The sequence below is a fragment of the Arthrobacter sp. 05N428_2 genome, assembly GCF_056397065.1.
The window spans coordinates 153,973-179,191 of record NZ_JBFTMR010000007.1 but is presented as its reverse complement, the minus strand read 5'-3'; the positions used below and the strand labels follow the sequence as shown (position 1 = coordinate 179,191).

Below are 25,219 nucleotides of genomic sequence, written 5' to 3'. Positions count from 1 at the left end.
CCGCGGCGGGGGCGGTCTTGCTAACGTCAAAGGGACCATCAGCTGCGTAGGGAGCCGGAATGTTCGTCAAAGTGTGCGGCCTCAGCACCGCCGATGCGGTGCAGGCCGCGGTCGACGCCGGCGCCGATGCGGTCGGTTTCGTGCTGACCCGCAGCCCCCGCGAGGTTCCCCCGGCCCGGGCCCGGGAGCTGCTCGTCGGAGTGCCGGCCGGGGTGGCCGCCGTCGGCGTCTTCCGGCACGAAACGGCGGCCGACGCCGTCGCGGTGGCCCGCCAGGCAGGACTGGAGTGGGTGCAGCTGCACGGTGAACGCACGCCCGAGGACGTCCGGGCGGTACACGACGCCGGCCTGCAGATCATCAGGGCCATCACCATGGAGGCAGCGCCGGAGGAGTTCGCGGACTGGGGCGAGGATTTGCTGCTGATCGATGCGGCCGTGCCCGGATCCGGGGAGGCCTGGGATTACGGCTCGGTCCGCGCCCTGGGGTTGGAAGGGCGGCGGTGGCTGCTGGCCGGCGGCCTTGACCCGGTGAACGTGGCTCAAGCCGCCGCGGCGGCCGGCGCGTGGGGAGTGGACGCCTCCTCCGGCGTCGAACAATCCCGTGGCGTCAAGGACCTGTCCAAGATCCGGGTCTTCGTGACGGCGGCCAAGGGAGCCTGAACGGCATACCTGCCTGAGTGCCTATTGCCATGCGGGGTTCCTCGTTAGCATGCTTGTGGGGGACCTCCAATTCTCGGCGGTCCGTCCGCCATCAATGCGAAGGAGAAACGGCAATGACCCTGCCCCAAGGATTGACCCCTGGCGTCTGGACGCTGGACATGTCCCACAGCGAAATCGGCTTCAGCGTCCGCCACGCCGGGATCAGCAAAGTCCGTGGCCGCTTCAACGAAGCCTCGGCGGAGGCGCGCGTCGGAGACTCGCTGGCGGATGCCTCCCTGCATGCCACGGTCAAGACCGCCAGCTTCGACTCCGGCGACACCAACCGCGACGGCCATGTGCGCGGCCCCGACTTCTTCGACGTCGAGAACTACCCCGAGATGACCTTCCGCGCGACGTCGGTCCGGGGCGAGGGCGAGGACTACGTGCTTTCCGGCGACCTCACCATCCGCGGAACCACGAAGCCGGTTGATCTGGAAGTGGAATTTACCGGCGTCGCGGTGGATCCCTATGGCCAGACCCGTGCCGGTTTCAGCGCCGAGGCGGATATCAGCCGCAAGGAATTCGGCTTGACCTGGAACGCGGCCCTCGAAGCGGGCGGTCTGCTGGTCAGCGACAAGGTCAAGATCAGCGTCGAAGCAGCCCTGGTCAAGCAGGCCTGAGCGCAGCCGCCGGGTAGCGGCCGGGTGGCGCTGTCGACCAAATGGCCAGCCGCCACCGGCTGCCCGCGCTGCCCGCGTGGTTCCGGCCCGGCGTCAGGGGACGCTCAGGGCGAACCCCTAGTCCGGAATCGAAGCCTGCGAGAGACAATGGACGAATGAAGACTCTGCTCAACATCATCTGGTTGCTTTTCGGTGGCCTGTGGCTGGCGTTGGGGTACTTTGTGGCCGGCATCGTCTGTTGCGCCCTGATTGTCACGATTCCTTGGGGGCTCGCGTCGTTCCGCATTGCGTCCTACGCGCTGTGGCCGTTTGGCCGCACCGTGGTAGACCGTCCCGGCGGCACGGGTGTGTTCCCGCTGCTCGGCAACGTCATCTGGCTGCTCGTGGCAGGCATTTGGATCGCCATCGGCCACGTAGTCACTGCGTTCGCGATGGCGGTCACCATCATCGGCATTCCGCTGGCCATCGCCAATCTCAAACTTATCCCGGTGTCCCTGATGCCGCTGGGTAAGCAGATCGTGCCCACAGACCGGCCTTTTGCCGGCAGCTACCGCTAGCGGCCGCCCTGACGCCCCACCACTAGGAAACCGAGGCAAAGCAATGCCAGAGTCAGCCACCCCGGAGGCAGGGTCAAACAACGATGAGTTGATGCTGGTGGTGACCCGCGAGTTCCAGGTCCCCATCGCAACCGTCTGGTCTGCGTTGACCGACCCGGACCAGGCCCCGGCATGGTGGGGTCCGCGGGGTTTCCATACCCCGCGGGAGAGCGTCGACGCCGACCTCGAAGTCGGCGGCTTCTACCGCGCCTGCATGGTCCAGGACGCCACCGGGCAGGAATACTGGTGGAGCGGCATCCACACAGACATCGAACGGCCCAACCTGTTTGTCTTCACCCACGCCTGGGACAAGGGCGACGGGACCCGCGGCTTCGAGACCGAGGTGACGTTCCGACTCGAAGAGATTGACGGCGGCACCCGGATGACGTTCACGCAGGGCCCCTTTGACACGCTGGAAAACCGCGACAGCAACGGCACCGGCTGGCGGGAGTCGTTCGACCGCCTGGCGGAACATCTCCGCAAGGCCGCTTAGAGGCTCCAACTACAAAGCCCGGTTGCAGCGCCCGACCACAAAGTCCCGGCTGAAAGCCGCCGCCGGCCGTCACCGGCTCAGGCGAGCTCGCCCTGCAGGTTCCGCCGGGCCGTGTCCTGCCACAGCTCGCGGCCGCGCGGAGTGTGGAAAAGCGGATCCAGCTCCAGCAGCTGGCGGACGACGGCGGCGCGTCCGGCGGCGAAATCGGCGTCGCCGATGTGGGCGAAGTCTTCGCGGACGGCCGCGAGGTAGCGGGCGTAGGCCGAAGGTTCCCCGCCCAGGACGGAGAGGTCCGCATCGCTGAGCAGGGCCGCGGCCCCGTCGCCGGGATCCGGCCGGTGGTCCGCCGTCATCCGCACCAGCCGGGCCACCTCGTCGACCTCGTCCGGTGCCAGGCCGGCCTGCCCGAGCCGCTCCTCGGCCAGCGTTGCCGACTCCTCCTCGTCCTCGCCGGCGGTGCCGCGGTAGACGGCGTCGTGGAACCAGGCCGCGAGGAGGACCGTCCGGGGCGGCCGGGCCGGTGCGCTCAGCCGGTCCAGGGCCTCCAGCACGGCAAGCAGATGGGTCCTGCCGTGGTACTTGCGGTGCTCCTCGCCCCAACGGTCCAGCAGATCCAGGAAGAGGGCGTCGTGGCCTGGTAGGACGGCGTTCCAGCGGGTCAGCAGCGGCCGTTTGAGCGAACCGCTGCGACGCCGGGCCGGGATCCGCAGCCCGCTCGCGATCAGCTTGCGGACCAGGACCCGGCCCTCGACCGGGACGGCGCCGGCAGCCACCAGGGCGGAGAGCCGGGCTTCGGGCACGTCGTAATGGTCGCCGTCGAACGCCCGCTCCGGAATTCCCGCGGCCCGCGCAAAGGCATGCAGCTCCTCGAGCGAACTGTCGGAGATGAGGTGCGAAAAATGCGTTCCGTGGGCGGGCCAAAGCGGCGGATCGAGATAGACGGCCATGCTGGAAGTCTACGAGCCCGCCGCCGTGGCGACGACGGTACAAGAAGTTGAATTTCAGGACTTAAGGCGCGCAATCCGCCGCAGATGCGGGTTACAGTATGCGTATGCCTAGTTTTCGCGTCTCCGAAGCTGCCCGGTTCCTCGGCGTCAGCGACGACACCGTCCGGCGCTGGACGGAGAACGGAAGCCTCACGCCGCTCAAGGACGAGTCCGGCCGGCTCACCGTGGACGGGCTCGAACTCGCCACCCTGGCCAGGGAGCAGGCAAAACTGCCGGATGACCCGGCCCGGACCGGCAGCTCGGCCCGGAACCGCTTCGTCGGACTGGTCACGGCGATCACCGCCGATACCGTAATGGCCCAGGTGGAACTGCAATGCGGACCGTTCCGGGTGGTCTCCCTGATGAGCAGCGAGGCCGTCCGCGAACTCGGCCTGGAGCTCGGCTCCGTGGCCACCGCCGTCGTCAAAGCCACCACGGTGATCATCGAAACTTCCAAGGGGAAGAGCGTCCTATGAGAATCCCACGCACTCGACTCGCGCCGTTCCTTCTTACCGGCGTCGTCCTGGCCGCCGGCCTCACCGGATGCGGCACCGGTACGTCCGCCCCGGCGGGCGGCTCAACCTCCGCCGCTGCCGGCACGACGGAGGGCACTGCGCTCCCGGAAACCATCACGGTCTTCGCGGCGGCTTCCTTGAAGTCCACCTTCACCAGGCTTGCCGCTGAGTTCGAGGCCGGCCATCCGGGAACCAAGGTTGCGCTCAGCTTCGCCGGTTCCTCGGACCTCGTCACCCAACTCACCCAGGGCGCACCGGCCGACGTGTTTGCCTCCGCCGACACCAAGAACATGACCAAGCTCTCCGACGCTTCCCTGGTGGAAGGATCCCCCGCGGACTTCGCCACCAACGTGCTGACGATCGCCGTGCCCCCGGCCAACCCGGCGTCGGTCAGCTCCTTTGCGGACCTCGCCAAGCCCGGCGTGAAGGTCGTCGTCTGCGCGAGCCAGGTCCCGTGCGGGGCAGCCGCGGCGACAATCGAGAAGGAAACCCGCACCACCCTGAAGCCCGTGAGCGAGGAATCGTCCGTGACCGACGTTCTGGGCAAGGTCACGTCCGGGGAGGCCGACGCCGGGCTGGTCTACGTCACGGACGTCAAGGCGGCCGGCGGCAAGGTAAAGGAAGTGCCGTTCCCCGAGGCGGCCAAGGCCGTGAACCGGTATCCCATCGCCGCCGTGCGGACCAGCAAAAACAAGGAGCTGGCGGCGGCGTTCATTGCGGCGGTGACGGGGCCCGGGGGCCAGAAGGTCCTGGCCGATGCCGGCTTCGGCGCCCGCTAGGACACGGGTGAACCACCGAAGGGCCGGCGCCTACAGCGGGATTCCGCGCTGGGTGCTGGCCATCGCCGCGGCCGGGAGCCTGTTTGTCCTGCTTCCGCTCGCGGCCATGGTAGCCCGGGTCGACTGGCCGGACTTCATCCCCTTGGTCACCTCGGAGGCCTCACTCACGGCACTGGGGCTGAGTCTGCGGACGGCGGCGGCGAGCACTGTGCTCTGCGTCCTGCTCGGCGTTCCGCTAGCCCTGGTGCTGGCCCGGGGCGACTTTCCAGGCCAGCGGCTCCTGCGCTCCTTCGTGCTGCTGCCGCTGGTGCTACCCCCGGTGGTGGGCGGCATCGCGCTGCTCTACACCTTCGGCCGGCAAGGCCTGCTGGGCCGCAGCCTCGAAGTCGCCGGCATCCAGATCGCGTTCTCGACGACGGCGGTGGTGCTCGCCCAGACCTTCGTCGCGCTGCCGTTCCTGGTGGTGAGCCTCGAGGGCGCCCTGCGCTCCGCCGGGAGCCGCTACGAGGCCGTGGCCGCAACCCTTGGCGCCCGTCCCACCACGGTCCTGCGCCGCGTCACGGTACCGCTGGTGCTGCCGGGCCTCGCCTCCGGGGCCGTGCTCTCCTTCGCCCGCAGCCTCGGCGAATTCGGTGCCACCCTCACCTTCGCCGGCAGTCTCCAGGGGGTCACCCGCACCCTGCCGCTGGAGATCTACCTGCAGCGCGAGACCGACGCCGACGCCGCCGTCGCTCTGTCGCTGCTGCTCGTCGCGGTGGCGGTCGTCGTCGTCGGACTCAGCTTTCGGGGGCCGGCGCCTGGCGGTGGCCCGGCGGGCAGCCGCCCCGGGGCCGGCAGCCGCGCAGGCAGCGGTGCCCGCAGCGCGGCGCTCACCGGAGGGCAGGGATCATGACGTTCACGCTGGAAGCCGGGGTCGCTGCGCGGGGCGTGGAGGTTTCACTGAGCCTGGGCGCCACCGAGACCCTGGCGGTGCTCGGACCGAACGGCGCGGGGAAATCCACCCTGCTCGCCGTCGTCGCCGGCCTGCTCCGGCCCGATGCGGGTCGGGCGGAAGTAGACGGCCGGATCCTCTTCGAGCTGGGGCAGGGGCGGGGCGTCTGGACCGCCCCGCACCGCCGCGGGACCGCCCTGCTGGCCCAGGAGCCGCTCCTGTTCCCGCACCTGACCGTCCTGGAAAATGTTGCCTTTGGTCCGCGCAGTGCGGGGGTTGCCAAGGCGCAAGCGAGGGCGACGGCTAGGCACTGGCTGGCGGAGGTCGACGCATCAGAGTTGACCGGACGGCGCCCCGGGGAACTCTCCGGCGGCCAGGCCCAGCGGGTGGCGGTGGCCCGGGCGCTGGCGGCGGACCCGGAATTGCTGCTGCTGGACGAGCCGATGGCCGCCCTGGACGTCCACGCGGCGCCGCTGCTCCGGCGGCTGCTCAAGCGGGTCCTGGCTGGCCGCCGCGCGATTATCGTCACCCACGATGTCCTGGACGCCTACATGCTCGCCGACCGAGTGATCGTGATGGAGAGCGGCAGGATCACGGAAGAAGGCCCCACCCGGAAGGTGCTCCAGCGGCCCCGGAGCCGGTTTGCCGCCGGGCTGGCAGGGTTGAATCTTGTGGCCGGCACCGTCACCACGGCCGGGCTGCGGACGGCGGCGGGCCAGGAATTCGCCGGCCGGCACGAGGACCCGCCGATGCCCGGCCAGAACGGCGTGGCAGCGTTCCCGCCGTCGGCCGTCTCTGTCTTCCTTAGCGAGGCGCACGGCAGTCCGCGCAACACATTCCCGGTGACTGTCACCGATCTGGAACCGCACGGCGACCAGATCCGGGTGAGGGCGGGGGAGCTGTCCGCGGATGTCACGCCCGCCGCGTCGGCGGACCTCGGCCTCGCGCCGGGGGTGAAGGTGTATTTCGTGGTCAAAGCGGCCGCCGTGTCGGTCTACCCGGCGTAGGGGTGCGGCGGTGGACTCGGGGACGGTGGTAGCGGCGGCCGCAGGGAGGGTGGCGGCGGTAACGGCGCCGGCCCGGTAAGCGCGGGTCGGGTCCCGGCCCTAGGGTGGAGGGTGAGACCCGCCCGCAACCAGGAGGAATCACGTGCTCGACAGCTCAGCCCTTGCCCATGGACGGACCGCGCTGGTGGTGGGGGCCAGCGGCATCGCCGGCTCCGCACTGGTCGCCCTACTGGCCGAGTCGGGATGGGATGTTTTGGGCCTGTCCCGCGGCGGGGTTGAACGGCCCGGCGCGCGTCCGATCAGCGCCGATCTCAGTTCGCCGGAGAGCCTCGCAGCGGCGCTCGCAGGCGAGAGCCCGACGCATGTGTTTTTCACCGCGTGGTCGCGCCAGGACACGGAACGGGAGAACATCGAGGTCAACGCCGCGTTGCTGCGGAACTTGCTCAACGCGTTACGGGACAGGCCGGTGAAACACGTTGCGCTGATGACCGGGCTGAAACATTACCTTGGCCCGTTCGAGGCCTACGCCGCGGGCGAAATGCCGGACACGCCTTTCCACGAGGAGGAACCCCGGCTGCCGGTTGCCAACTTCTATTACGCCCAAGAGGACGAATTGTGGGCAGCGGCGGAGCGCCAGGGGTTCAGCTGGTCGGTGCACCGCGCCCACACCGTGATCGGCCACGCGGTGGGCAACGCCATGAACATGGGGCTCACCCTCGCGGTGCAGGCGTCGATCTGCAAGGAACTGAACCGGCCCTTCATCTTCCCCGGCTCGGAGACGCAGTGGAACAAACTCACGGACATGACCGACAGCGGACTGCTGGCCGAACACATGCTCTGGGCAGCCACGGCGGACGGCGCAGGCAGCCAGGCGTACAACATCGTCAACGGCGACGTCTTCCGCTGGCGCTGGATGTGGCCGCGTCTCGCCGCTTACTTTGGAGTTGAACCGATCGGTTTCGCGGACGAACCCAGGCCGCTGGAGGAGCAAATGCGGGGCATGGAAGGGGTGTGGCCGAACATGGCCGAACGGCACGGACTCGCCGAGCCGGACCTGGGGCGGGTCTCCTCGTGGTGGCACACCGACGGCGACTTGGGACGGAACATCGAGGTGCTGGCCGACGTGAGCAAGAGCCGGCTCGCGGGCTTCACCGGGTACCGCCGGACGCTGGATTCCTTCATCGGGTTGTTTGACCGGCTGAGGGCGGACCGGCTGATCCCGTGACCGGCGGCGGTCAGTGATTCCGGGCTGCCTCCGCCGGGCAGGCTACCGGGGCTGGGTGCTACGGGTCTTGTTCCGCACCGGGTGCTGGCTGACGATCGAGACGCGGTTGAAGGCGTTCATGGTGATCGCGAGCCAGCTGACCGCGGCGAACTCGGTGTCGGTAAGGTGCTTGCGCGCCTGGCGGCCTTCGTGCTCGCGGGCCGATGCATCCGAAATGTTCGTGATCACCTCAGCCAGGGCCAGGGCTGCCCGTTCCTTCTCGGTGAACAGATCCGTGTCACGCCAGGCCGGCAGCACCGACAGCCGCTGGGCTGATTCGCCGCCCTTTACGGCATCGCCCACGTGCAGATCCAGGCAGAAAGCGCAGCCGTTGATCTGCGAGATGCGCACGTTCAGCAGTTCAATCAGCGTCTGATCCAGCCCCGCCTCGGTCGCGGCTTCCTTGGCTTTCAGGCCCAAACCGTTGAGCGCGCGCCACGCCGCGGGGTGCTCTTTGTCCAGGAAAACGCTGCGGGTGCCGTGCTCTGGGGCCGAAGTCTCATTCATGCGTCCCAGATTACCGAGGTCCGGCGACATCCGCGGACTCGAAATATGACAAATCTGTCAAATATGTGACAGTCTTGTTTTGCAGCGATACTTCGATCCGGCGGCCGGTTCCTTGGGGGACCCGACCGCCGGATCGCGTCTTTATCATGGACATGCCCATTTTTGGCGCGCTCACCCCGGACATGTCCAGTGTTGCCCGGCCGCCCGTCGGGACATGCCCAGTCCAGGGTGCCGGTGTTGGACATGTGGGGACTATGTCCGTTGGTCGCGGGCAGAGGAGCGCAGGTCCATTTCTCTGCGCCGGACACCTCTGGCGCCGCCGCACCAGCTGATGGACATGTCCGAACTTTGTCCGGCGGCTGAGGTCGCGGGAGCGCATGCCCACTTTTCGGCCCGGAACAGACCAAGGTGCATGCGCAGTCCTACGTGCCGGGAATGGGCATATGGGGGCCATGTCCGGTTCCCGGACGCAGGGGAGAGCATGTCCACCGCGGCGCGGGGCCAAGGAGGAGCATCTGCCTTGGGCGGAGCGAAGGGGGAGCATGTCCATTGGGCGGCACGAGGGAGGCGCATGTCCTTGGGCTGGCGGCGCACCCCGCGCCCCGCCACGACACCCACGACCCTGACCCCCCACACCCACCGGCCCTAGACAGCAGTTTCGCCGTGGGCAAACATGGAACTAAAGGGGCCCGCATCCAAAGTTGAGCGGTCTAGACTCAACCCTGACGACAGTTTTACCCCAGAAGGAGCTCTCTTTGGACACCAAGTTCACCACCAAGAGCCAGGAGGCTCTTTCGGCTGCAGCCATGAACGCCTCGACGGCAGGCAATCCGCAGCTGGAGCCGGCCCACCTGCTCAAGGCACTGATGGACCAGCGCGAGGGGGTCGCCGTCGCACTTCTGCGCGCCACCGGCAGCGACCCGGATGCCGTCAGCGTCCAGGCGAGTTCCGCGATCAAGGCGTTGCCGTCCAGCTCGGGCAGCTCGGTGCAGCAGGCCCAGCTTTCGCGCACGGCCATGCAGGCCATCAAGAACGCGCAGAACGAGGCAGAGCGCCTTGGAGACTCCTTTGTCTCCACCGAACATCTGCTGCTGGGCCTCGCGTCCGGAAACGACGAGGTCGGCCGGCTGATGCGCGAGGCGGGCGCCCCGCACGAGGCCCTGCTCGCCGCCCTGCCCGGGGTCCGCGGTGACCGCAAGGTGGACAACGCCGACCCAGAAAACACTTTCCAGTCGCTGGAGAAGTACGGCACCGACCTGACCGCGATTGCCCGCTCCGGCAAGCTGGACCCGGTGATCGGCCGCGACGCCGAGATCCGCCGCATCATCCAGGTCCTGAGCCGTCGCACCAAGAACAACCCCGTGATCATCGGGGAACCTGGCGTCGGCAAGACCGCCGTCGTCGAAGGGCTGGCCCAGCGGATCGTCGCCGGCGACGTGCCAGAGAGCCTCCGCGGCAAGACCCTGATCGCCTTGGACTTGGCCTCGATGGTGGCCGGCGCCAAGTACCGCGGCGAGTTCGAGGAGCGGCTCAAAGCGGTGCTGGAGGAGATCAAGAGTTCCGAGGGCCAGATCGTCACCTTCATCGACGAGCTCCACACCGTGGTGGGCGCCGGTGCGTCCGGGGACAGCTCGATGGACGCCGGTAACATGCTCAAGCCCATGCTGGCCCGCGGCGAGCTCCGGCTGATCGGTGCCACCACGCTGGATGAGTACCGCGAAAACATCGAAAAGGACCCGGCTCTGGAACGCCGGTTCCAGCAGGTCTACGTCGGCGAGCCGAGCGTGGACGACACCATCGGCATCCTGCGTGGACTCAAGGAACGCTACGAGGCGCACCACAAGGTCTCCATCTCCGACTCCGCCCTGGTGGCCGCCGCGACCCTGTCCAACCGGTATATTTCCGGCCGGCAGCTTCCGGACAAGGCGATCGACCTCGTGGACGAGGCCGCGTCCCGGCTGCGGATGGAAATCGACTCCGCCCCGGAGGAAATCGACCAGTTGCGCCGTCAGGTGGACCGGCTGACCATGGAGGAACTGGCCCTGACCGGCGAGACCGACGCCGCTTCGGTGGAACGCCTCGCTGCCCTGCGTGCGGACATGGCGGACAAGAAGGAGGAGCTCGCGGCCCTGAATGCCCGCTGGGAGGCGGAGAAGGCCGGCCTGAACCGGGTCGGTGATCTGAGGGCCAAGCTTGACGAACTCCGCTCCACGGCGGACAAGGCCCAGCGCGAGGGCGACCTCGAGGCGGCCTCCAGGATACTGTACGGCGAAATTCCGGCCCTGGAACGTGAACTCAAGGCCGCGGCCGAAGCCGAGGAATCGGTGCCGGATAAGTCCGGGCAGATGGTCGCCGACCAGGTCACCGCGGACGACATTGCCGAGGTCATCTCGGCGTGGACCGGCATCCCGGCGGGTCGCATGCTGCAGGGCGAAAGCCAGAAGCTGCTGGACATGGAGCACGTCCTGGGCGAGCGGCTGATCGGCCAAACCAAGGCCGTCACCGCTGTGTCCGACGCCGTACGCCGCGCCCGCGCCGGGATCAGCGACCCCAACCGGCCCACCGGCTCCTTCCTGTTTCTGGGTCCCACCGGCGTCGGCAAGACCGAGCTGGCCAAGTCCCTCGCCGACTTCCTCTTCGACGACGAGCGTGCCATGGTCCGGATCGACATGTCCGAGTACTCGGAGAAGCACTCGGTGGCACGGCTCGTCGGTGCCCCTCCCGGCTACGTGGGCTACGAGGAGGGCGGCCAGCTGACCGAGGCGGTCCGCCGTCGTCCGTACTCCGTTCTATTGCTGGACGAGGTGGAGAAAGCCCACCCCGAAGTCTTCGACATTCTCCTGCAGGTGCTCGACGACGGCCGCCTCACCGACGGCCAGGGCCGCACCGTGGACTTCCGGAACGTGATCCTGGTGCTGACCTCCAACCTCGGCAGCCAGTTCCTCGTGGACCCGGGCCTCGATGCCGCCGCCAAGCGGTCCGCAGTCATGGCCACGGTGCATGCCTCGTTCAAGCCCGAATTCCTGAACCGGCTCGACGAGGTGGTGATCTTCGACCCGCTGACCGTCGAGGAACTCGCCGAGATCGTGGAGCTGCAGGTGAAGGAACTGGGCGAACGTCTCAAGGGCCGCCGGCTTAGCCTCGAAGTCACGGAGGGCGCCCGCGCCTGGCTGGCCGTCACCGGCTACGACCCGGCCTACGGCGCCCGGCCGCTGCGCCGCCTGGTGCAGCGGGAAATCGGCGACCGGCTGGCCAAGGCCATCCTGGCCGGCGACATTGCCGACGGCGACACGGTCCTGGTGGACACGGCTCCTGACCTGATGGAGCTCACAATGGGCGGATCGGACGCGTCCGCGCGGCCGGACGGCGGAGCCTCCACCGGCAGCGGCCTCTCGGTCCGCCGCAAGGAGTAGCCGCGAGGCATATCCGACGCAGGCGCTGAAGGGCTGTCCGCCGCATTATGCCGGCTGGCAGCCCTTGGTGCGTCCGTGCTCGCCGGTCAGCTATCGCGCGGCGGCGCCTGCCTTGCTGCGCTTGCGGAAGGTTCCGGCGATGGAGAGTTTGCCGGAGTAGTGGATGGATCCGTAGCGGAACAGGTGCGCCGCGAGCCGCAGGACGAGGAAGCCGGTGATGAACAGTTCCGCGATGATCACCGCGGATTCGACCGGGCTCAGGGTGCCGAAGGCGTTGCGGAGCAGGGCGGTGATCGGGGCGGAGAGGGGGAAGTAGGTGAAAATCTGCACGATGGGCGCGCGGGGGTCGGAGATGATCAGGCTGATGGCATAGAACGGCACGAAGATCAGCCCCATGAGCGGCCCGAAGATCGTGCCGGCTTCCTTGGTGCTGGGCATGACGGCGCCGATGGCAACGAGGACGCCGGTGAAGACGGTGAAGCCGCCCAACAGCAGCAGGGCGCCCACGATCATGGTTCCGGGTTCGAAGCTGATGGTGGACAGGTCCAGGTCCGGGATGGCGAGTTTGTCACGGAAGAAGATGAAACCGGCGACGATCGGTGCGAGGAAGACGAGGATCTGGACGAGGCCGACCATGAACAGTGCGGCGACCTTGCCGAGGATCAGGGTGGTGGGGTTCAGGGTGGTGAGGATCATCTCGGTGACCCGGTTTTCTTTCTCCTCCAGGGTGCTGCTGAGCATCTGGTTGGAGAGCAGAATGATCGAGACGTAGAAGATCACCAGGAACATCAGAGGCGGCACGGCGGAGCCGAACCCGCCGGTAAGTTGACCGTCCTTGTAGGTCTGGGTCTCGGTTTTGACGTCGCCGCTGGCCGCGGCTGTTAGCTGCGGCGAGCCGACCTTGGCCTGGGCCGAGGCAGTGAGGAGTTGCTTGGCGACGGCGTCGTACTTGTTGTTTTCGAAAATTCCCTTGTCGGCGCCGAAGGCCTTGACTGACTGCTTGGCGGGTTCGGCGGGGTACACGAAGTAGGCGTCGCTCAGGCCCTTTTTCACGTCCTGCAGGGCCTGCCCGGGATCCGAGGCCTTCTTCCCGCCCATGGCCTGTGCGATCTCCGGGACGATGAGCCCGGAGTCGTCGGTGTAGGTGAAGGACATGGAGGCTGTCTTTTGGGCGTCGGCGCTGGCTGTGGACGAGGAATTGCTCAGGTACACGAGCGCGAAGACGATCGCGATCACGACCGGGATCGCCAGGGTGGCGATCCAGAAGCCTCGCTTCTTCAGGGTGCGGATGAATTCGAACTCCACGACGGTGCCCAGGTTATGCCGGGCGAACGGTCGTTTCGGGACGGCGACCGGGGTGGCCTGGGCTGCGGGGGCGCGCTGCGGTTCCGGGGTGTGCTGTGTCATCGGGTTCAAACCCCCGCCAGTTCGTGGTGTTCGCCGTAGACCTTGATAAAGACTTCCTCCAGGGAGGTCCTCGCGGTGGTGAAAGACCGCACGGCGACACCGCCGTCGATCAGGTGCCGCAGGACCGTTGCCTCGTCCCCGCCGGGGCGCGGCGAGAGCTCGGCCCTGCCGCCGTCGTCGGTGACTACGTCATACAGCGGGGAGGAGGGCAGCGCTCCGCTGTAGGTGAGCCGGTACAGGGTGCCGCCGAATTGTTCCTGGACTTCGGCGACGGTCCCGTAGGCGCGGGCGGTGCCGTCCTTGAGCAGGATGACCCGGTCACAAAGGCGTTCCACTTCTTCCATCTGGTGCGTGACCATGATGACCGTCGCGCCGGCGAGCTTTTGTTCCTCGATGATGTCCATGAGGAGTCGTCGATTCACCGGGTCGAAGCCCTTGGTGGGTTCGTCCAGGATCAGCAGCTCGGGGTCGTTCATGATGGTCACGCCAAGCTGCACTTTTTGCTGCTGGCCCCCGGAGAGCTTGTCCAGGCGGGTCGTGGCTTTGTCGCCGAGGTCGACGCGCTCCAGGTAGCCCCGCGACCAGGCCTTCGCGTGGCCCTTGCTGAGGCCCTTGAGCCTGCCGAAGTAGACCATCACGTCCAGCACGGATTCTTTTTTGTAGAGCCCGCGTTCCTCGGGCAGGTATCCGAGGCGGGCGCCGTCGCTGGGAGCGAAGGATTTGCCGCCGATGTGCAGGGTTCCGGCGGTGGGCTGGTAGATTCCCAGCAGCGCCCGGAGCGTGGTGGTCTTGCCGCAGCCGTTGCTGCCGAGGAACCCGAAGGTTTCCCCGGCACGGACATCGAAGGAGAGGTCCTTGATGACGGTTTTGTCCCCGAAGTCCATCCGGAAGTCTTGTATGTGCACAAGCGGCTCCGCGGCCGCGTCCCCCAACCTCATGGCACCAGCCTAACCGCAGGCACGTGTTCCGGGTCTCAACGACAAGACGTGTGCGCGGCGGACGTGTTGGGCGAGCATGGGCGCGTCAGCCGGCCTGGCATTTGCCGGGCCGCGGCACGCCCTACAGCTGGGGGAGCAGCGACTCCTTGATGACGTTGCCGCCGTCCGCGACGAAGTAGCAGTCCACTCTCCGGTCGCCGGTGACCCAGCTGGAATTGCTCGGGTAGGCCAGCTTGTAGCTGAACGCGTAGTCCCCGGACTTATCGGTCAGCGCCGCGGCCTTGCAAGCGTCCAGTGCCTTCTGTTTCAGCGGATCGCGGCCCGGGTAGGCGTCGGAGGCGGCGTACGACTCGACGGCCACCAGTTGCGCCGAGTGCCCGGTGTCGCAGGCCACCACGGTGGAAGTGGGGGCATTCGCGTCGAAATCCTTGAAGCAGTCGCCGAGCCGGAAATCCATTGGGCTGACGCCTTCCAGCGGCAGCGGGCCGCGGGCGGGGGCCGAGGGGGAGGCTCCGGTGGCGGGAGCGGGTGAGGTCCCGGCCGACGGTTGCTGCGGGGCTGTCCCGAGCGATGTCAGCCCCCAGATCAGCAGGCCCAGCACCACGACGGCGGCCACTCCCACCTTTGCCAGGCCCAGCCGTTGGGCGCCGGTCCACAGGGTGCGGCCAAACTCCCGGCTGCGCGGTCCCAGCCGTGATGTCCGGAGCCGTGCCGCCTGGGCGGAAACCAGCTTGCCGAACTGGGATGCCCCCGAGGAGCCCTTGCGGTTCGGGGTCTTGGCGGTAGCCCGCGCGTCGGGCATCGCGGGCGAGCCCTGCGTGGCCCGAGGCGTCGCCCGGGTGCGGGATCTTGCGGCAGCGCGGCGGGAGGACGGAGCGCCGGGCTCTGCTTCGGCGGCGCCTGGAACAGCGCCGGGCCCCGCCTCGGCGGCGCCTGCAACGGCGAGTGGCTCCGCTTCGGGAGTGCCGGGAACAGCGAGTGGCTCCGCCTCGGGAGTGCCGGGAGCTGCGAGTGGCTCCGCTTCGGGAGTGCCGGGAACAGCTTCGGGAGTGCCGGGAACAAACGGCAGTGCCGACGTCGGCGGCGCGGACGGCCGGGGCGGGACGCGGATGGAGGCGGGCACACCAGCCGTCGGAGCCGGAACCTGACTCTCGGCGGATCCATCGGCGCGGGGAACGTAAGGCGTGCCGGAATCGCGGCGCCTGGCGTTCTCGTCGCTTACAGGCTCTTCGGTCACTCGGGAATTCACCCCTTCCGTGCAATTTGCCGGGGCCGGATGCCCGGCCCGGGGCCCCGTTTCCGGGCGCCCATCAAGAGACTCTATCGAAGAACCCCGTCGGGCCGCATGCCGAGGGCTGCCGAGCCGGGTGTGCCGGCCGCGTGCAGTGGGACGAGCGACACTGTCCACAGCGGCGGTATCGGCGAGCAGTCCCGGCCGAAAGCATGTAATCTAGGTGTACGACAAATTGACCAATCATTCCGGGGCCTCACCGATAGCCAAGGTGACCACCTCCGGTCCAAGTACAAAAGGGGGTCACGCCATGGGGCGCGGCCGTCAAAAGGCAAAAGCTACCAAGCAGGCTCGGGACATCAAGTACTACTCCCCGAACACTGACTATTCGGCCCTTCAGCGCGAGCTCACGGGCCCGGGAAGTCGTGCCACGAGCCACTTCGCTGATGAACCGGTCGAACCGGATTATTCGGCTTATGTGGATAAGTACGCGGACGATGTGGAAGAAGACGACGACGAGGTTGACACCCGTCGCATAGGTTAGTCGACACTCCTCCGGCGCTCCTTTCCAGGAAGGGAGCCGGTCATCTATTTTCAGGCCCGTCGGGCGCACCCTGTTTAGGGCGTGCCCGGCGGGCTTTTCTGCGTTTCGCCACCGGCGCGCGGCAGTTGCCGGGGTCGCGGGTCTCGGGCTACCTTGGACGAGCCGCATCCCCGCCCCCGGCGGCCCATCCCTGCGCCGAGTCCTTTCGCGCACCTGGTCTTGCCGCCTCACTCCGCCGCGTCGACGGTTCCGTGCCCACTCGACGTGTACCGGCGTCGTTCCGGCAGGGAACCGTCGGATCGGCGGGGCGGGGAGCCGCATTGCCATCGCCGATGCGCCCGGACTAGGTTGATGGTTCCGGCAGCATCCGCGCCGGGCAGTCGTGCAGCCGCAACCTCTTGGAAGGAACCACCGTGCCGATTCGTTCCGGTTTCGCTGAGGGCGAGGTCTGCTGGGCTGACCTGCAGAGCCCGGATGTGGCGGCAGCCAAGGAGTTCTATGCCGCCCTCTTCGGCTGGCGGTACGAGGAGCAGCCCACCCCCGATGGCGGCAGCTTTTCCAAGGCCTTCCTGGGCCAGGAACTCGTCACCGTCATCGCGCCGCAGAATCCGCAACAGCAACAGGCGGGGTCGCCGGGCCAATGGAACGTCTACTTCGCCGTTGACGACGCCGCAAATCTCGCCGCCGAGGTGTCGCACGCCGGAGGAGTGCTGGAGTTCGGGCCCGAAGCCGTCGCGGACACCGGCGTGATGGTCTTCTTCGCCCCGCCCGGCGGAGGGACCACCGGGGCCTGGGAGGCGGGGACCCACTTCGGTGCGGCCCGCACCGAGGAGCCGGGAGCTTTGGCCTGGGTCGAGCTGCTCACGCCCGAACCGCAGGCCGCCGTGGGCTGCTTCCAGCAGCTGTTCGGCCACGAGGTGACCGAATACCCGCAGGACGACGGCGGAACCTACACGACGCTGATGGCGGACGGCACCGAGGTGGCCGGGATCGCCACCGTGCCGCAGGCGGAGCGCAACCTCGAGCCCGGCTGGCAGCTGTATTTCGGCGTCTCCAGCGTGGCTGATGCCGTGGCGGCCGCGCGTGCCGCGGGCGCCGTCGTGCTGGCCGAACCGGAAGACGTCGAAGAGGCTGGCAGTATTGCCACGCTCAGGGACCCGCACGGCGCCGTCTTCAGCCTGCTGGAGGTTTAACCGGATCGAGTGCTCCATAAGTGCCGTTATGAGGCGGCTAAACGGCGCTTATGGAGCACTCGCCGGCAGGGTTCCCTGGCCGGCCCCGCCTTGCGAGGCGAGGGGCCGCCGGTGAGGGGCGCTCCGTGGGGGTTTAGAGGTAGGCGTTGACCATCCGGACGGCGCCGCCGTCGACGCCCTTGGCGCCCTGGACGTAGTCCGGACCGGTCTTCAGGACCGAGTCGGAGTCTTCCCCGACGGTGCCCATGATCCAGGACGGCAGGCCGCGGGCGTTCAGGTGGTTCACCGCGGCGTCGGCCGCCTCGGCGGAGGCGATGGCCACCATGCCTACGCCCACGTTGAGGGTGCGCTCCAGGTCGGCCAGCGGGACGTTTCCGAGTTCGGAGACCAGCTTGAAGATGGCCGGCAGCTCCCAGGTGGCCCGGTCCACGGTGGCCAGCAGGCCCTGCGGCAGGACCCGGGCGAGGTTGGCGGCCAGTCCGCCGCCGGTGACGTGGCTGAAGCCGTGGACGCCCTTGGAGCTGTTGACCGGGAAGGCACGGGCCAGGTCCAGGCAGTCCGCGGCGTAGACCCGGGTGGGCTCCAGGAGCTCCTCGCCCAAGGTGCGCTCAAATTCGGAGACCTCGCGGTCCAGGGCCCAGCCGGCGTGGTTGATGACGCGGCGGACCAGGGAGTAGCCGTTGGAGTGCAAGCCGGAGGAGGCCATGCCGATCACCACGTCGCCGGAGCGGACGCGGTCCGGGCCCAGCAGGGACTCCGCCTCGACCACGCCGGTGGCAGCGCCGGCCACGTCGTACTCATGCTCCCCCAGCAGCCCCGGGTGCTCGGCAGTTTCGCCGCCCACCAGGGCGGTTCCGGCAACGGAGCAGGCCGCGGCGATGCCGCGGACGATGTCCGCGATGCGTTCGGGAACAACCTTGCCGCAGGCGATGTAGTCCGTCATGTAGAGCGGCTCGGCGCCCACGACGACGATGTCGTCCACCACCATGCCGACCAGGTCGAAGCCGATGGTGTCGTGGATGTCCATGGCCTGGGCGATGGCGACCTTGGTGCCGACGCCGTCCGTGGAAGTGGCCAGCAGCGGCCGCTTGTAGGTCAACAGCTTCGAGACGTCGTAGAGGCCGGCGAAACCGCCAACCCCGCCGATCACGGAGGAGTTGTGGGTGGCCTTGACGGCGTCCTTCATGAGTTCGACGGCGCGGTCTCCCGCTTCGACGTCGACGCCGGCGGAGGCGTAGGTGATGCCGGTGTTCCGGGCGTCGTTTGTGTCAGCGGCCGGGGAAGCGGAAGTCATACTGGCTCTTTCTTGTCGGCATCAGGCTTGGCGGCGGGGACGCGGTCGGCGTCGGTGAGCAGTTCTTCGAATTCAGCGTCCGGCCCGGGATCACAGCCGGTGGCGCCGGCCTTCTCGGCCGGGTCAACGCCCGCACCGATGCCGTCAGCCGCGCCGCCGTCGGCCGCCCGTGTTCCGGATGCGACGTTCGCCGTAGCGGAAGCGGCCGCGGGCAGCCCGCCGGGCTGTCCGACAGACTGTCCGACGGAGTCGGGGCGTTCCAGCAGGTTCTTGCCCAGCTTGTCGGCGCCCGGGAGCTCGATTGGGTACTGGCCGGTGAAGCAGGCGGTGCAGAGGCGTTCGCGCGGCTGCCGGGTGGCGCCGATCATCCCGTCTTCGGAGATGTACGCGAGCGAGTCCGCGCCGATGGCCTGGGCGATCTCGTCGATCGTGGCGCCGTTGGCGATCAGCTCCGCACGGGACGCGAAGTCGATGCCGTAGAAGCACGGCCATTTCACCGGCGGGGAGGAGATCTTGATGTGTACCGAGGCGGCGCCGGCTTCCCGGAGCATCCGCACGATGGCGCGCTGGGTGTTGCCGCGGACGATCGAGTCGTCGACCACCACTACGCGCTTGCCGCGGATCACGGAGTCCAGCGCGTTGAGCTTGAGCCGGATGCCGAGCTGGCGCAGCGTCTGGGAGGGCTGGATGAAGGTCCGGCCCACGTAGGCGTTCTTGACGAAGCCGTGTGCGAACGGGATGCCGGATTCCTCGGCGTAGCCGACGGCGGCGGGGGTGCCGGACTCCGGCACCGGGATGACGATGTCCGCTTCCTGGGTGTTCTCGCGGGCCAGCTGGCGTCCCATCTCGACGCGGGATTCGTACACGGAGCGGCCGGCGATGGCGGCGTCCGGGCGGGCGAGGTAGACGTATTCGAAGACGCAGCCGGCCGGCGTCGGCTCGGCGAAGCGCTGGGACCGGACGCCCTGTTCGTCAATGGCGATGAATTCGCCGGGTTCGATCTCGCGGATGAAGCTTGCGCCGACGGTGGCGAGGGCGGACTGCTCGGAGGCGACCACCCAGCCGCGTTCCAGCCGGCCCAGGACCAGTGGGCGGATGCCGTAGGTGTCGCGGGCGGCGTAGAGGGTGCCTTCATCCATGTAGACGAAGCAGAAGCCGCCCTTGATCTTGGGCAGCAGTTCCAGGGAGGTCTGTTCGAGGGACTTGCCCTCCTCGCCCTCGAGAAGGGCGGTGACCAGGGCGGTGTCCGAGGTGTTGCCCTGCTTCATCTCGCCGGTCAGCTGGCCGCCGTTGCGGTCCATGATCATGGCCTTGAGCTCGGCGGTGTTGGTCAGGTTGCCGTTGTGCGCCAGGGCAACGGTGCCCGTGGCGGTGGCGCCGAGGGTGGGCTGGGCGTTGGCCCAATGGCTCGCCCCGGTGGTGGAGTACCGGCAGTGCCCGACGGCCAGGTGCCCGGTCAGGGTGTTCAGCGTGGTCTCGTCAAAGACCTGGGACACCAAGCCCATGTCCTTGTAGACGTTGATCCGCTTGCCGTCGCTGGTTGCTATGCCAGCCGACTCCTGACCGCGGTGCTGTAGCGCGTACAGCCCGTAATAGGTGAGTTTTGCTACCTCTTCGCCGGGAGCCCAGACCCCGAAAACGCCACAAGCGTCCTGAGGGCCTTTTTCGCCAGGGAGAAGATCATGAGAAAGTTTTCCATCGCCGCGTGCCACTGGTCGATTATCTCACGTCGTGCGCCAGGACTTTTCCGGCGGCCGGTTTGTGACCTGCCAGCCTAGGCGCGGTCTTCGCCGTCGGTCTCCGGAACTGAGTCGGGAACGGACTCGACGACGGCGCGCTCGGCGCGGCGGACGCTCAGCCGGTCCAGCACCAGCGCGACGACGGCGCCCAGGATGGCGCCGCCCGCGGCGCAGAAGATCAGGAAAAAGCCGAAGACGGCGTTGGCATCGTAGCGCTCGTCGGCGGGCAGGCCGTAGGCGATGACGGCGGCCACGACGCCGCCCAGCAGGGCGCCGGCGATCAGGAACGGCACGTACTTCGGTGCGCGCCGGACGGTGACGGCGCGGCGTTCGGGCGCAACGGGGGTGTCTTCAGAAGCCATGCCGTTAAGCGTACTGCCCCGGCGGCCGCTGTTTTTCGCACCGATTCCGGACGGCCGCGGCGCGGATCCGTGGTGCGTTCGTGCGATTCTGCCGCGGCGATCGGGAAGCCTAGCGGGAACGCGGCTAGCAGGGCAGACTTAGGGATGGGGGAGGGTGCGGTCCGGATTATAAGGACCCACCATGTCAGTCACAGCGGAAAGTATCCGTGACCAGCAGCGCATCATCTGGGACCAGTTCGCGGCGGGCTGGAAGAAATGGGATGCGGAACTGCTCGGCTGGCACCGCCCTTTCGGCGACGCCATGATTCAGGATGCCCGGCTGCTGCCCGGCTCGTCCGTGCTCGATGTCGCTGCCGGATCCGGCGAGCCGGGTCTCACAGTCGCGGAGCTGGTGCCGGAGGGCGACGTGGTCCTGTCCGACATCTCGGCCGGGATGTTGCATGTGGCGAGGGAGAAGGCCGCGGCCAGGAGCCTGCCCAATGTGAGCTTCAGCGTCTGCCCGGCCTCTGAACTTCCCTTCGATGACGCAACTTTCGACGCGGTGCTGTGCCGCTTCGGTTTCAACTTCTTCCCCGAGATGCGGCTCGCACTGCGGGAAATGGTCCGTACGGCAAAGCCCGGGGCGAGGATCAGCGCGGCCGTCTGGGGCAAGGCCGCGGCGAATCCCTGGGCCAGCCTCGTGCTGGGCACACTCGCGCAGCACACCGAGTTGCGGCAGCCGCCGGCGGGGACGCCGGGGCTGTTCCGCTGTTCCGCGCCGGGCTTCATGGCCCGGATGTTCAGGGATGCCGGTCTGGTGGACGTGGCGGAACGGACGGTCAGCACGGACCTGGTGCACGAGTCCCCGGAGGACTACTGGGAGTTCATGGAGGACATCGCTACCACGGTGGCCATGGGACTGGCGACGGCGGATAAGGAAGCCCGGTCGCTGATCCGCTCGGACGTATTCCAATTGCTGGGCCGCTACGAGCACGAGGGTGCGCTCCGGTTGCGGTCGACGGCGACGCTGGTGGCGGGCACCCGGGCTTAGTCCGATTTTGCGACCGACTTATGTCGGGTGTGCGTGCGCCTACGCCAGGCAGCCGCGGCCAGGCAGCCGCGGCCAGGCAGGCGCGGCTAGGCCGGTACGGCTGGTCCCGAGGCATCGGCAATGATGGCCCGCACGGAGTTATTGCGCTTTTCGTGCGTCAACTCCGCCAGGCCCAAAGCCTCCAGCAACGGCGGCAGGTACATGCCGAACCGGCCGCGGTACCCGTTCCGCAGTCCGTACCACCCGCCCACGGGATTCTCCGGGCTCCGTCCCCATGCCTCGACGGTTCCTTCTGCGGCCTGCTTGTTCTCGTCCGCAGCGCCCAAGGGCACCCAGTCGTCCTTTTCCATCAGCCACAGCTGAAGGTCTTCGAGGGCTCGGAGGTGGTACTTCAGCGTGGTGGAGCCGACTTGGCACACCAGGGCCGGGGGATCGGATTGCTCGTCCCGGTACATCGTGTACTCCGAAGTCCCCGGCGCTGTCTTGAGCGCCCAAGGATCCTGCTTGGTGCCAGTTGCCACTTGGTCCGCCTTTGGGTTAGGCCGCTTTCGGCGCTGCTTGCTCCGAGCCTACCCAGTGTTGCCGGGCCGGCGCGAGGGCTAGAGACCCAGTTGGTCCCTCAACGCGGCGACGTGGCCCTCGGCCTTGACCTTGTACTGCGCCAGCTTCACGTTGCCCTCGGGATCGAGAACCACGGTGGAACGGACGATCCCTTCGGTGATCTCGCCGCGGATCAGGTTCTCGCCCCAGGCACCATAGGCCAGGGCCACCGCGTGGTCCTGGTCGGACAGCAACGGGAAGGTCAGGGAGTAGTCGCCGGTGAAGTGCGCCAGCGCCTCGGGGGCGTCCGGCGAGATGCCCAGGACCTCGTAGCCGGAGCCTTGCAGCGAGGCCAGGCTGTCGCGGAAGTCGCAGGCTTCGGTGGTGCAGCCAGGGGTGGCCGCCTTCGGGTAGAAATACACGATGACGTTCTTGCCGCGGTAATCGGCGAGGGACACCGGCTTGCCTGCAGCGTCGGAAAGCGTGAAGTCGGGGGCCGGGGTTCCGGGCTGGAGCTTGACGGTGAGGTTCTGGCTCATGGGAGGTCCTTCGCGGGAGGCGGTTGGCAATCGGTCTGTGGTGCACAACACCACGGGCGGTTTCGGTATTCCGACGGCGGCGCACGGCCGCGACCAGCCGCCCAGCCGGGTCTCAGAATGCGTGGCCGCGGGCCCAGTCGAATGCTTCCTCGGCAGGGCCGGTGCACTCCAGGCTGATGGGGCCGCCGTAGCCCAGCGCACGGCTGCGGGACAGCCACTGCCGGAGCGGGAGGTTGCCGGTACCGGGGGCGCCGCGGCCGGGCGAGTCCGCAATCTGGACGTGGCCGAACGCACCGGCGTGCTGCTCGATGACCGCGCCGACGTCGTCCCCGTTCACGGACAGGTGGTAGAAATCGGCCAGGAACGCGAGGTTTTCCACGCCGGTCTCGGCCCGCACGCGGGTGATCAGGCCAAGGGCGTCGGCCGCCGTGCGCAACGGGTAGCGCGGCGCGGCGCTGACCGATTCCAGCAGCACGGTGCCGCCGATCCGTGCGACGGCGGCGGCCGCCGCGGCCAGGTTCTGGATGCCCAGCTCGTCCTGCTTCGCGGCTGACTCGCCGTCGATCCGGTTGCCGAAGAGGGCGTTGAAAGAGGTACAGCCTAGGCTGCCGCCCAGGCCCACCACTGCGTCGATGTTGTCGCGGAACTCGGCCGAGCGCCCGGGCCAGGAGACCAGGCCGCGGTCCCCGCCGGGCATGTCCCCGGCCGCGAAGTTCAGCCCGGTGAGCTGCACTCCGGCGTCGGTGATGGCCCGCTGGAAGGCCGTGGCCTCAGCGTCGGACGGGATAGCACGGTCAAAGGGCCACCAGAACTCGACGGCGTCGAACCCCGCCGCCTTGACCGCGGCCGGCCGCTCCAAGATCGGGAGCTCGGTCAGCAGGATGGAGCAGTTCACGGTGTAGCTCATGGTTTTAGTCCTTGCGGAATGCGCCACGCGGGCGGTTGATCTGGATGTTGATGGGGCTGACAGCTTTTTCACAGCCTAGGCATAACTGGCGCGGCTAGCTTGGAGCCATCATGGAAGAACACACGCCGCCTCGCGGGCCACGGCCCAATAAGAACAGGCGCTCCCACAGGGCGCGCCGCCGACTCCTGCTGGGGGCGTGTACCGCAGTCCTCGCCGTCACGTTGGCGGCCACCGTATACACCTCGGCGGAGGCCCGCTCAGCAGCGGGGCGCCCGACGACGTYGGCCGCGGCGGCGCCGCCCGCCCCGACGGCTCCAGCGGCAGCGGCAGCCCCGGCGGCTCCAGCGGCAGCGGCAGGCGTCAGTCCGGCCCTGGACGCCGAGCTGAATGGCATCATCGACGCCAACGGCGAGTACCAGATCGGTGTGTCCCTGATCGATCTGGCAGACGGCACAGAGCACGACTACGGCGTCCAGCAGGCGTTCGAGGCAGCGAGCACCGCGAAGGTCCTGGCCGCCGCGGCCTATTACCACCTGGTCGAATCGGGCGGTGCGTCCCTCAACGAGCCGATGGGGGACTGGACCGCCGGGTTCCAGCTCAAGGAGATGATCCAGGACAGCGACAACGACTCCTGGTCCCTGATCATGGACGCCGTCGGCCACCAGCAGCTCAGCGACTACGCGTCGTCGATCGGGGTCAACTACAGCCCGGAATCCAACACCCTGACTCCCGCCGAGATGGCCCGCGTCATGGCTGGGCTCTACTCGGGGAAGCTGCTCGATAAGGACGACACCGCGGAGTTGTTGTCCTACATGCAGAACACCAACTATGAATCGCTGATACCCGCGGCGGCCCCCGCCGACGTCGAGGTCTTTCACAAATACGGGCTGCTGGACGGGGAATTGCACGACGCCGGAGTCCTCGCCAAGAACGGCAGCGCCTACGCCCTCGTCATCTACACCAAAGGCGACAGCGACGCAGACATCCCTCAGCGGACCGACGTCATCCACCAGCTCACCCGGGCCGTGACCGGCGCCGTCTTCTAGGTGCCCGGCGTGCCCGGGTCGGTGGCATCCGGCTGCTCTGCCGGATACCACACCCGGTCGCCGTCGACCCGGGCGAAGGAGGTCAGGGCGTGGGGTTTGGCGGATTTCTCCGTCATGATGTCCAGCACCTCGACATCCCGGACCAAGAGCGCGTCGCCGATCAGCGAGCGGTGGCAGCGCCACGGGACGGCTTCCGCGCACATGATGGCCGCATCGTTGGTCCGGCCGTGTTCGATCAGCTGGCCGACGGCGTCGGCAAAGTCCGCGGTCTGCATGTAGTCCGCGTAGCCGCGGAACGAAGCATTCCGCCAGGCGACGTTGGGACTGTCTTTGGTGGTGTGCCGCAGGCCGCCGAGGGATTCCATCCGCCGGTAGGTGATCCCGCTGGCACGCACGCTCGCTGCCAGTTCGTCCGCGTTGAACTGCGGATTGTGCCGCGACTTCGGCACGGTCCGCACGTCGATCAGCTTCTTGATCCCGTGGGCCCTGAGCAGGCCGATGAATTCGTCGATGGGGTGAGTGGAGTGCCCCACCGTAAAGATGGTCATGTCCGTCATGTCCCCATGCTAGAGGCCCGGGGGGTGGTGCCCTCGGGCGAGTGGCCCCGGTAGTCTGGTCGGGCTACGAGCCAAGGAAGCGG

The 25,219-nt window shown here is 68.1% G+C and carries 26 protein-coding genes; 14 read left to right on the top strand and 12 right to left on the bottom strand.

The genetic code is table 11. The features are described 5' to 3' along the window. The first annotated feature begins 59 nt into the window (after positions 1-59). The 4 genes from AC1DGI_RS10260 (at position 60) to AC1DGI_RS10245 (ending at position 2,407) form a co-directional block, all read left to right on the top strand. Positions 60-659: a phosphoribosylanthranilate isomerase gene (locus tag AC1DGI_RS10260; protein WP_476898714.1), complete on the top strand. Its 600-nt coding sequence runs from the start codon at positions 60-62 to the stop codon at positions 657-659. Positions 660-772: 113 nt separating this feature from the next. Further along, positions 773-1,318, top strand: a complete 546-nt coding sequence (locus AC1DGI_RS10255) for a YceI family protein (RefSeq protein WP_476898713.1) — start codon at positions 773-775, stop codon at positions 1,316-1,318. 155 nt (positions 1,319-1,473) lie between these two features. Then, positions 1,474-1,875 (top strand): YccF domain-containing protein, encoded by a 402-nt coding sequence (locus AC1DGI_RS10250; protein ID WP_476898712.1) that lies wholly within the window; start codon positions 1,474-1,476, stop codon positions 1,873-1,875. Positions 1,876-1,918: 43 nt separating this feature from the next. Continuing rightward, positions 1,919-2,407 (top strand): SRPBCC family protein, encoded by a 489-nt coding sequence (locus AC1DGI_RS10245; RefSeq protein WP_476898711.1) that lies wholly within the window; start codon positions 1,919-1,921, stop codon positions 2,405-2,407. Between the two features lie 77 nt (positions 2,408-2,484). Here the strand turns inward: AC1DGI_RS10245 and AC1DGI_RS10240 are convergent, their stop codons facing one another. Further along, positions 2,485-3,354: a DUF4031 domain-containing protein gene (locus AC1DGI_RS10240; RefSeq protein WP_476898710.1), complete on the bottom strand. Its 870-nt coding sequence runs from the start codon at positions 3,352-3,354 to the stop codon at positions 2,485-2,487. A gap of 104 nt (positions 3,355-3,458) precedes the next feature. Between AC1DGI_RS10240 and AC1DGI_RS10235 the strand changes: the two genes are divergently transcribed. From AC1DGI_RS10235 to AC1DGI_RS10215, 5 genes are all read left to right on the top strand, one after another. After that, complete coding sequence (locus AC1DGI_RS10235; RefSeq protein WP_441403386.1) at positions 3,459-3,869, top strand: TOBE domain-containing protein; 411 nt, start codon at positions 3,459-3,461, stop codon at positions 3,867-3,869. Beyond that, positions 3,866-4,687, top strand: a complete 822-nt coding sequence (modA, locus tag AC1DGI_RS10230; RefSeq protein WP_476898709.1) for a molybdate ABC transporter substrate-binding protein — start codon at positions 3,866-3,868, stop codon at positions 4,685-4,687. The genes AC1DGI_RS10235 and modA overlap by 4 nt, the downstream gene beginning before the upstream one ends. Further along, positions 4,665-5,579, top strand: a complete 915-nt coding sequence (locus AC1DGI_RS10225; protein WP_441399933.1) for an ABC transporter permease — start codon at positions 4,665-4,667, stop codon at positions 5,577-5,579. Before modA ends, AC1DGI_RS10225 begins: the two co-directional genes overlap by 23 nt. Next, complete coding sequence (locus tag AC1DGI_RS10220; RefSeq protein WP_476898708.1) at positions 5,576-6,625, top strand: sulfate/molybdate ABC transporter ATP-binding protein; 1,050 nt, start codon at positions 5,576-5,578, stop codon at positions 6,623-6,625. The genes AC1DGI_RS10225 and AC1DGI_RS10220 overlap by 4 nt, the downstream gene beginning before the upstream one ends. Positions 6,626-6,767: 142 nt before the next feature. Then, positions 6,768-7,850: an SDR family oxidoreductase gene (locus tag AC1DGI_RS10215; RefSeq protein ID WP_441399935.1), complete on the top strand. Its 1,083-nt coding sequence runs from the start codon at positions 6,768-6,770 to the stop codon at positions 7,848-7,850. A gap of 42 nt (positions 7,851-7,892) precedes the next feature. Here the strand turns inward: AC1DGI_RS10215 and AC1DGI_RS10210 are convergent, their stop codons facing one another. Next, positions 7,893-8,396 (bottom strand): carboxymuconolactone decarboxylase family protein, encoded by a 504-nt coding sequence (locus AC1DGI_RS10210; protein WP_441399941.1) that lies wholly within the window; start codon positions 8,394-8,396, stop codon positions 7,893-7,895. Between the two features lie 755 nt (positions 8,397-9,151). On the opposite strand from AC1DGI_RS10210, the gene clpB reads away from it, so the two are divergent. After that, entirely contained in the window at positions 9,152-11,809 is a 2,658-nt protein-coding gene (clpB, locus tag AC1DGI_RS10205) for an ATP-dependent chaperone ClpB (protein WP_476898707.1), read from the top strand. Positions 11,810-11,899: 90 nt separating this feature from the next. Here the strand turns inward: clpB and AC1DGI_RS10200 are convergent, their stop codons facing one another. The 3 genes from AC1DGI_RS10200 to AC1DGI_RS10190 form a co-directional block, all read right to left on the bottom strand. After that, positions 11,900-13,216, bottom strand: a complete 1,317-nt coding sequence (locus tag AC1DGI_RS10200; RefSeq protein ID WP_441399937.1) for an ABC transporter permease — start codon at positions 13,214-13,216, stop codon at positions 11,900-11,902. A gap of 5 nt (positions 13,217-13,221) precedes the next feature. Then, entirely contained in the window at positions 13,222-14,154 is a 933-nt protein-coding gene (locus AC1DGI_RS10195; protein ID WP_476898706.1) for an ABC transporter ATP-binding protein, read from the bottom strand. A 121-nt stretch (positions 14,155-14,275) separates the two neighbouring features. Further along, positions 14,276-15,391, bottom strand: coding sequence for a hypothetical protein (locus AC1DGI_RS10190; protein ID WP_476898705.1), 1,116 nt, complete (start codon positions 15,389-15,391; stop codon positions 14,276-14,278). Between the two features lie 304 nt (positions 15,392-15,695). Here AC1DGI_RS10190 and AC1DGI_RS10185 point away from each other — a divergent pair, with 304 nt between their 5' ends. Together AC1DGI_RS10185 and AC1DGI_RS10180 are read left to right on the top strand one after the other, a co-directional pair. After that, positions 15,696-15,929: a DUF3073 domain-containing protein gene (locus AC1DGI_RS10185; protein ID WP_441399942.1), complete on the top strand. Its 234-nt coding sequence runs from the start codon at positions 15,696-15,698 to the stop codon at positions 15,927-15,929. Between the two features lie 413 nt (positions 15,930-16,342). Continuing rightward, the gene (locus tag AC1DGI_RS10180) at positions 16,343-17,122 is read left to right on the top strand and encodes a VOC family protein (protein WP_476898704.1); all 780 of its coding nucleotides are present in this window, start codon (positions 16,343-16,345) and stop codon (positions 17,120-17,122) included. Between the two features lie 133 nt (positions 17,123-17,255). Here AC1DGI_RS10180 and purM read toward each other — a convergent pair whose 3' ends face one another. The 3 genes from purM to AC1DGI_RS10165 form a co-directional block, all read right to left on the bottom strand. Continuing rightward, positions 17,256-18,416 (bottom strand): phosphoribosylformylglycinamidine cyclo-ligase, encoded by a 1,161-nt coding sequence (gene purM / locus AC1DGI_RS10175; RefSeq protein WP_476898703.1) that lies wholly within the window; start codon positions 18,414-18,416, stop codon positions 17,256-17,258. Beyond that, entirely contained in the window at positions 18,413-20,128 is a 1,716-nt protein-coding gene (gene purF, locus AC1DGI_RS10170; protein WP_441401857.1) for an amidophosphoribosyltransferase, read from the bottom strand. The genes purM and purF overlap by 4 nt, the downstream gene beginning before the upstream one ends. Positions 20,129-20,190: 62 nt before the next feature. After that, on the bottom strand, positions 20,191-20,517 hold the full coding sequence (locus AC1DGI_RS10165; protein WP_441401856.1) for a hypothetical protein: 327 nt from the start codon (positions 20,515-20,517) through the stop codon (positions 20,191-20,193). Between the two features lie 181 nt (positions 20,518-20,698). On the opposite strand from AC1DGI_RS10165, the gene AC1DGI_RS10160 reads away from it, so the two are divergent. Next, positions 20,699-21,547 (top strand): class I SAM-dependent methyltransferase, encoded by an 849-nt coding sequence (locus tag AC1DGI_RS10160; protein WP_476898702.1) that lies wholly within the window; start codon positions 20,699-20,701, stop codon positions 21,545-21,547. Between the two features lie 86 nt (positions 21,548-21,633). Here the strand turns inward: AC1DGI_RS10160 and AC1DGI_RS10155 are convergent, their stop codons facing one another. The 3 genes from AC1DGI_RS10155 to AC1DGI_RS10145 form a co-directional block, all read right to left on the bottom strand. Next, the gene (locus tag AC1DGI_RS10155) at positions 21,634-22,068 is read right to left on the bottom strand and encodes a DUF6855 family protein (RefSeq protein WP_441401854.1); all 435 of its coding nucleotides are present in this window, start codon (positions 22,066-22,068) and stop codon (positions 21,634-21,636) included. 78 nt (positions 22,069-22,146) lie between these two features. After that, the gene (gene bcp / locus AC1DGI_RS10150; RefSeq protein ID WP_476898701.1) at positions 22,147-22,626 is read right to left on the bottom strand and encodes a thioredoxin-dependent thiol peroxidase; all 480 of its coding nucleotides are present in this window, start codon (positions 22,624-22,626) and stop codon (positions 22,147-22,149) included. A 112-nt stretch (positions 22,627-22,738) separates the two neighbouring features. Then, positions 22,739-23,533, bottom strand: a complete 795-nt coding sequence (locus AC1DGI_RS10145) for a hydroxypyruvate isomerase family protein (RefSeq protein ID WP_476898700.1) — start codon at positions 23,531-23,533, stop codon at positions 22,739-22,741. 110 nt (positions 23,534-23,643) lie between these two features. Here AC1DGI_RS10145 and AC1DGI_RS10140 point away from each other — a divergent pair, with 110 nt between their 5' ends. After that, a complete protein-coding gene (locus AC1DGI_RS10140) occupies positions 23,644-24,579 on the top strand; it encodes a serine hydrolase (RefSeq protein ID WP_476898699.1) in 936 nt (311 codons plus the stop codon). On the opposite strand, the gene AC1DGI_RS10135 is transcribed toward AC1DGI_RS10140, so the two are convergent. Continuing rightward, positions 24,576-25,136 (bottom strand): DUF488 domain-containing protein, encoded by a 561-nt coding sequence (locus AC1DGI_RS10135; RefSeq protein ID WP_441399798.1) that lies wholly within the window; start codon positions 25,134-25,136, stop codon positions 24,576-24,578. The two genes, AC1DGI_RS10140 and AC1DGI_RS10135, sit on opposite strands and share 4 nt — an antisense overlap. Between the last annotated feature and the right edge of the window lie 83 nt (positions 25,137-25,219).

Coding starts and splice junctions, on each gene's coding strand:
- AC1DGI_RS10245 (WP_476898711.1), top strand. CDS start 1,919: ATGCCAGAGTCAGCCACCCCGGAGGCAGGGTCAAACAACGATGAGTTG.
- AC1DGI_RS10135 (WP_441399798.1), bottom strand. CDS start 25,136: ATGACGGACATGACCATCTTTACGGTGGGGCACTCCACTCACCCCATC.
- AC1DGI_RS10255 (WP_476898713.1), top strand. CDS start 773: ATGACCCTGCCCCAAGGATTGACCCCTGGCGTCTGGACGCTGGACATG.
- AC1DGI_RS10250 (WP_476898712.1), top strand. CDS start 1,474: ATGAAGACTCTGCTCAACATCATCTGGTTGCTTTTCGGTGGCCTGTGG.
- AC1DGI_RS10145 (WP_476898700.1), bottom strand. CDS start 23,533: ATGAGCTACACCGTGAACTGCTCCATCCTGCTGACCGAGCTCCCGATC.
- AC1DGI_RS10200 (WP_441399937.1), bottom strand. CDS start 13,216: ATGACACAGCACACCCCGGAACCGCAGCGCGCCCCCGCAGCCCAGGCC.
- AC1DGI_RS10225 (WP_441399933.1), top strand. CDS start 4,665: ATGCCGGCTTCGGCGCCCGCTAGGACACGGGTGAACCACCGAAGGGCC.
- AC1DGI_RS10195 (WP_476898706.1), bottom strand. CDS start 14,154: ATGAGGTTGGGGGACGCGGCCGCGGAGCCGCTTGTGCACATACAAGAC.
- AC1DGI_RS10210 (WP_441399941.1), bottom strand. CDS start 8,396: ATGAATGAGACTTCGGCCCCAGAGCACGGCACCCGCAGCGTTTTCCTG.
- AC1DGI_RS10260 (WP_476898714.1), top strand. CDS start 60: ATGTTCGTCAAAGTGTGCGGCCTCAGCACCGCCGATGCGGTGCAGGCC.
- AC1DGI_RS10240 (WP_476898710.1), bottom strand. CDS start 3,354: ATGGCCGTCTATCTCGATCCGCCGCTTTGGCCCGCCCACGGAACGCAT.
- bcp (WP_476898701.1), bottom strand. CDS start 22,626: ATGAGCCAGAACCTCACCGTCAAGCTCCAGCCCGGAACCCCGGCCCCC.
- AC1DGI_RS10220 (WP_476898708.1), top strand. CDS start 5,576: ATGACGTTCACGCTGGAAGCCGGGGTCGCTGCGCGGGGCGTGGAGGTT.
- purM (WP_476898703.1), bottom strand. CDS start 18,416: ATGACTTCCGCTTCCCCGGCCGCTGACACAAACGACGCCCGGAACACC.
- AC1DGI_RS10185 (WP_441399942.1), top strand. CDS start 15,696: ATGGGGCGCGGCCGTCAAAAGGCAAAAGCTACCAAGCAGGCTCGGGAC.
- AC1DGI_RS10165 (WP_441401856.1), bottom strand. CDS start 20,517: ATGGCTTCTGAAGACACCCCCGTTGCGCCCGAACGCCGCGCCGTCACC.
- modA (WP_476898709.1), top strand. CDS start 3,866: ATGAGAATCCCACGCACTCGACTCGCGCCGTTCCTTCTTACCGGCGTC.
- AC1DGI_RS10235 (WP_441403386.1), top strand. CDS start 3,459: ATGCCTAGTTTTCGCGTCTCCGAAGCTGCCCGGTTCCTCGGCGTCAGC.
- AC1DGI_RS10160 (WP_476898702.1), top strand. CDS start 20,699: ATGTCAGTCACAGCGGAAAGTATCCGTGACCAGCAGCGCATCATCTGG.